This is a genomic window from Arthrobacter sp. Y3225116 (genome assembly GCF_059091245.1).
The window spans coordinates 1-5,111 of the sequence record NZ_JBNHGL010000203.1; the positions used below are offsets into that span (position 1 = coordinate 1).

Consider the following 5,111-nt stretch of genomic DNA (forward strand, 5'->3'; position numbering starts at 1 on the left):
GGGGCGGCGAGGCTTGCGTCGCTGCGCCGCCTGCTGGGCGCCGAAGAGCGCCCCGAGGCCAAAGAACTCGGCACCGTCTAAGGGCCGCCGGCCGGGCTGCAGCTCCGCCTCCCGCGTCCGCACTTCACTTACCGATAGGTTGAAACCTATGACCCACGCTTCGCAAAGCTACAACGACGACCTGCGCCTGGCCCATGTGATGGCCGACTCCGTGGACGCGCAGACCATGGCCCGCTTCAAGGCACTCGACCTGAAGGTCGAGACCAAGCCGGACCTGACGCCGGTCACGGACGCCGACCGTGCCGCCGAAGAGGCAATCCGCGGGCAGCTCTCCCGCTCCCGCCCGCGCGACGCCGTGCTCGGCGAAGAATTCGGCAGCAGCGGCCACGGCGCCCGCCGCTGGATCATCGACCCGATTGACGGCACCAAGAACTTTGTCCGGGGCGTACCGGTCTGGGCCACCCTGATCGCGTTGGTGGACGAGGGGCAGCCGGTGGTCGGGCTGGTCAGCGCGCCGGCACTGGGCAAGCGCTGGTGGGCCGCCAAGGGAACCGGCGCCTACACGGGACGTTCGCTGGCCACCGCGACCCGGCTCCAGGTCTCCGCCGTGGACCGGCTGGAGAACGCGTCGCTGTCCTACTCCAGCCTGGGCGGCTGGAAGGAACGCGGGAACCTGGCCGACTTCCTCGGCCTGACCGAATCCGTCTGGCGCACGCGGGCCTTCGGCGATTTCTGGTCCTACTGCCTGGTGGCCGAGGGCGCCGTGGACATCGCCTGCGAGCCGGAACTGAACCTCTACGACATGGCCGCCCTGGTGCCGATCGTGACCGAAGCCGGCGGGCGGTTCAGCTCGCTGGAGGGCGAAGACGGCCCGTTCGGCGGCAACGCGCTGGCCACCAATGGCCTGCTCCACGTGGAGGCCCTGCACCGCCTGAACCCTGAGCTGCGCGGACAGCGCCCCGCCGGGTCGGCCGCTGCGGCGTACGACGACGAGGCCGCCGGCAGCGTCGAGGCCGCCGGCGAGGGCCGGTAGCACGCCGCCGCACGAGGAGCACCACGTGGCACACAGCGGCCCCCGGATGGACGATGAGCAACGGCGCGCCTACGCCAACACCTTCCAGCAGGGCGGCGAACACTACGACCGCATCCGTCCCGGCTACCCCGACGACGCCGTCGACTGGCTGCTGCCGGCCGGCGCCCGGGATGCCGCGGACGTGGGAGCCGGCACCGGAAAGTACACCGCCGCCCTGTCCGCCCGCGGGCTGCGGGTGGTTGCCGTGGATCCCTCGGCGGACATGCTCGCGCAGCTGGAGCGGAACCTCCCGGGCGTGGCCACCATGGTGGGCACCGCCGAGGACACCGGCCTCCCCGACGCCGGGATGGACGTGGTCACCGTGGCCCAGGCCTGGCACTGGACCGATCCGCTGCGGGCAAGCACCGAAGCCGCCCGCATCCTCAAACCCGGCGGGACCCTGGGCCTGGTGTGGAACCAGTTGGATACCGGCGTGCCGTGGGTGCACCGGCTCTCGCGCATCATGCATGCCGGCGACGTGCTCAAGCCCGGTTTCCGCCCCCGCGTCGGCCCGGAGTTCGGCCCGCCGGAAGGGCACGAGACCCGGTGGCTGGACCGGCTCAGCACCGGCGACGTGATGGAGCTGGTCAAAACGCGCAGCTACTACCTGCGCGCGGCGGAGGCCACCCGGGCGAAGGTCCTGGGCAACCTCGACTGGTACCTGCACGACCATCTGGGCCACTCCCCCGGGGCCATGATCGACCTGCCCTACCTGACCCACAGCTGGCGGGCGAGAAAGATCTGACGCCGGTCCCCGGACATTTTCCTCCCGCGCTTGTTTTGAGGCTGGCCGTCCTGCAAAATTTAGGCATGCCGAAACTTTGCGCGAGGGGGTTCCTGCTGGCCGTTGCCTTCGTGCTGGCCGCCACCGGCTGTGCCCCGCCGCCGGAGTCCGCCGCCGCGTCGGAGCGGCCGCTGGTGCTGACCACGTTCACCGTGCTGGCCGACATGGCCGACACGATCGGCGGCGGCCACGTGGAGGTTGCGTCCATCACCAAGGTTGGCGCGGAAATCCACGGCTACCAGCCCACGCCGTCGGACCTGGTGCGGGCCCAGGACGCGGACCTCATTCTCGACAACGGGCTGGGCCTCGAACGCTGGTTCGCACGCTTCCTGCATGCCGTCCCGGCCCCGCACGTGGTCCTCAGCGACGGCGTGGAGCCGGTGGGCATCACCGCCGGGAATTATGCTGGGAAGCCGAACCCCCACGCGTGGATGTCCCCGAAGGCTGCGAAGGTCTACGTGGACAACATCGTTGACGCCTTCAGCCGCCTGCTGCCCGCACACGCCGCCGACTTTCGCCGCAACGGCGCGGAATACCATCGGGAGCTGGACGTGCTGATGGCCGGCCTGGCGTCGGCCTTCGCCGATCCGTCGGCCGTTCCGGCCCTGGTCAGCTGTGAAGGCGCCTTCTCCTACCTGGCCCGCGACGCCGGGCTGCGTGAGGCCTATCTCTGGCCGGTGAACTCCGATGCCGAGGGCACGCCCCGGCAAATCAAGGACGTGATCGGTCAGGTCGCCGAACACCGGATCCCGGCGGTGTTCTGCGAATCGACCGTCAATCCGGAATCGATGCAACAGGTCGCCGCCGCCACCGGCGCCCGCCTCATCACGCCGCTGTACGTGGACTCCCTCTCGGGACCGGATGGCCCCGTGCCCACCCACCTGGAGCTGATCCGGCACGACATCTCCCTGATCAAGGAAGGACTGGCCCCGTGAGCACCCCCCACCTCCCGCCCGGCGCCGCCGCCATCTCCGTGCTCGGCCTCACCGTGGCCTACAACGACGTCGTCGCCCTGGACCGCGTTTCCGTTACGGTGGCGCCGGGAACCATCTGCGGGCTGATCGGGGTCAACGGCTCCGGGAAGTCCACGCTGTTCAAGTCGCTGATGGGACTGGTCCACCCGGCGTCGGGCACGGTGGAACTGTTTGGGCTGTCGCCCCGGCAGGCGAGGAAGCTGAACCTGGCCAGCTACGTGCCGCAGTCCGAAGACGTCGACTGGACTTTTCCGGTCTCCGTGCGCGACGTCGTGATGATGGGCCGTTACGGTCGGCTCGGACCGATGCGCCGCCCCCGCCGCCCCGACCGAGAGGCGGTCGACGCAGCCCTGGAACGCACCGGCCTGCGCCACCTTCAGCACCGGCAGATCGGCGAACTCTCCGGCGGCCAGCGCAAGCGCGCCTTCGTGGCCCGCGGCATAGCCCAGCACGCCGGCCTGCTGCTGCTCGATGAGCCCTTCGCCGGGGTGGACAAGGCCTCCGAGGCGGTCCTGGTCGCCCTGCTGAAGGAACTGCGCGACGAGGGCAGGACGATCCTGATCTCCACCCACGACCTGGCCGGCATCCCGCAGCTGTGCGACGAGGCCATCCTGCTGCACCAGAAAATACTCGCGCACGGCCGGCCGGCAGACGTGCTCACCAACGAAAACCTGGCCCTGGCCTTCGGCTCGGCGCTGGCCGGTCCCGGGGAAGGAACCCACAGTGGAGCTGTTTAACTGGCTGCTGGAACCCCTGCAGTACGGGTTCCTCACCCGCGCCCTGGTGGTAACGCTGGCCGCCTCCGTCGTGTCGGCGGTGCTGTCCTGCTGGCTGATCCTGATGGGCTGGTCGCTGATGGGCGATGCGGTCTCCCACGCCGTGCTCCCCGGCGTCGCGCTGGCTTACATCGTCGGGGTGCCGTTCTCGCTGGGTGCGTTCATCTTCGGCGCCGCGGCGGTGGCGCTGATCGGCGGCGTGCGATCCTCCACCCGCCTGAAGGGCGACACCGTGATCGGCGTGGTGTTCACGGCGTTCTTCGCGGCCGGTCTGGCCATCATCTCCAAGACGCCCAGCCAGACCGACCTGCAGCACATCCTCTTCGGCAACGTGCTTGGCGTCAGCGACGGCGAACTGCTGCAGGTGCTCATCCTCGGCGCCGTGGCGCTGTGCGTGCTGCTGTTCAAGCGCCGCGACCTGACGCTGTTCGCCTTCGACCGCATCCACGCCCACGCCATCGGGCTCAGCACCCGCTGGCTGTCGGTGCTGCTGCTCGGGCTGCTGGCGATCACCGTCGTCGTCGGGCTGCAGGCGGTCGGCATCGTGCTGGTGGTGGCCATGCTCATCACCCCGGGGGCGACCGCGTTCCTGTTGACCCGCAGGTTCGATGCCATGCTGGCGATTGCCGCCTCCGTCACCGCAGCCGCCTCGGTCGCCGGCATCTACGCCAGCTACTATCTGGACGTCGCCACCGGCGCGGCGGTGGTCCTGGCCCAGGCCCTGGTCTTCCTCGCGGTCTACCTGGGCGCGCCGCGGACCGGGGTAATCTGGCAGTTGGCCCGGCGCCGCGCAGGGGCGGGCTCCCCCGCGCAGCCCGGCTCCGGCGCCGCCGCCGCCAACCTGCCGTCCTGACAGACGTTCGACGAGAGAGTGAGACGCATGCCCCCGGCCAGGAAAACCGCGCTGAGCAGCGGCTCGTCCAGCGTGCAGGACTACGTCAAGGTCATCTACGCCTTCACCGAGTGGCAGGACAAGCCCATCACCTCCTCGCAGCTGGCCGGCCGGCTCGGGGTGGCCAACTCCTCGGTCTCCGAGATGGTGCGCAAGCTGGTGGAGCTGCAGCTGGTGGACCACCGGCCGTACAGCGCCATCGAACTGACCGACGCCGGCCGCCGGCTGGCCCTGACCATGGTCCGCCGGCATCGGGTCCTGGAGACCTTCCTGGTGCAGGAACTCGGCTATGCCTGGGACGAAGTCCACGACGAGGCCGAGCTGCTCGAACACACCGTCTCCGACATGTTCATCGACCGGATGGCGGCTAAGCTGGGCCACCCGCAGCGCGATCCGCACGGCGACCCCATCCCGGCGGCGGACGGCACCGTCCACGTCCCCAGCGCGGTGCAGCTGGAAGAACTCGACGGCGGACACACCGGCCGGATCACCCGGATCAGCGACGCCGATGCCGACCTCCTGCGCTTCTTCAGCGCCGAGCGGATCGGACTCGACGACCGCGTGGAGGTCGTCGGCCGGCGCCCCTTCGGCGGTGCGCTGGTGGTCCGGTTCG

General features: G+C 70.1%; 6 protein-coding genes. All 6 read left to right on the forward strand.

The features are described from left to right. Positions 1-148: 148 nt before the first annotated feature. Positions 149-1,033 carry a histidinol-phosphatase gene (gene hisN, locus AC5RV2_RS14320; RefSeq protein ID WP_494092883.1) on the forward strand — a complete coding sequence of 295 codons (885 nt, stop codon included), beginning with the start codon at positions 149-151 and terminating at the stop codon, positions 1,031-1,033. Between the two features lie 25 nt (positions 1,034-1,058). Continuing rightward, the gene (locus AC5RV2_RS14325; RefSeq protein ID WP_494092884.1) at positions 1,059-1,817 is read left to right on the forward strand and encodes a class I SAM-dependent methyltransferase; all 759 of its coding nucleotides are present in this window, start codon (positions 1,059-1,061) and stop codon (positions 1,815-1,817) included. A 65-nt stretch (positions 1,818-1,882) separates the two neighbouring features. Continuing rightward, entirely contained in the window at positions 1,883-2,791 is a 909-nt protein-coding gene (locus AC5RV2_RS14330; RefSeq protein WP_494092885.1) for a metal ABC transporter substrate-binding protein, read from the forward strand. Next, positions 2,788-3,567 (forward strand): metal ABC transporter ATP-binding protein, encoded by a 780-nt coding sequence (locus AC5RV2_RS14335; protein WP_494092886.1) that lies wholly within the window; start codon positions 2,788-2,790, stop codon positions 3,565-3,567. Before AC5RV2_RS14330 ends, AC5RV2_RS14335 begins: the two co-directional genes overlap by 4 nt. Further along, positions 3,554-4,459, forward strand: coding sequence for a metal ABC transporter permease (locus tag AC5RV2_RS14340; protein ID WP_494092887.1), 906 nt, complete (start codon positions 3,554-3,556; stop codon positions 4,457-4,459). The genes AC5RV2_RS14335 and AC5RV2_RS14340 overlap by 14 nt, the downstream gene beginning before the upstream one ends. A gap of 27 nt (positions 4,460-4,486) precedes the next feature. After that, the coding region (locus AC5RV2_RS14345) for a metal-dependent transcriptional regulator (protein ID WP_494092888.1) at positions 4,487-5,111 on the forward strand (625 nt) is incomplete at its 3' end.

What these genes read in the sequence shown, in the direction of transcription:
- AC5RV2_RS14330 (WP_494092885.1), top strand. Translation starts at nt 1,883, where the DNA reads ATGCCGAAACTTTGCGCGAGGGGGTTCCTGCTGGCCGTTGCCTTCGTG.
- hisN (WP_494092883.1), top strand. Translation starts at nt 149, where the DNA reads ATGACCCACGCTTCGCAAAGCTACAACGACGACCTGCGCCTGGCCCAT.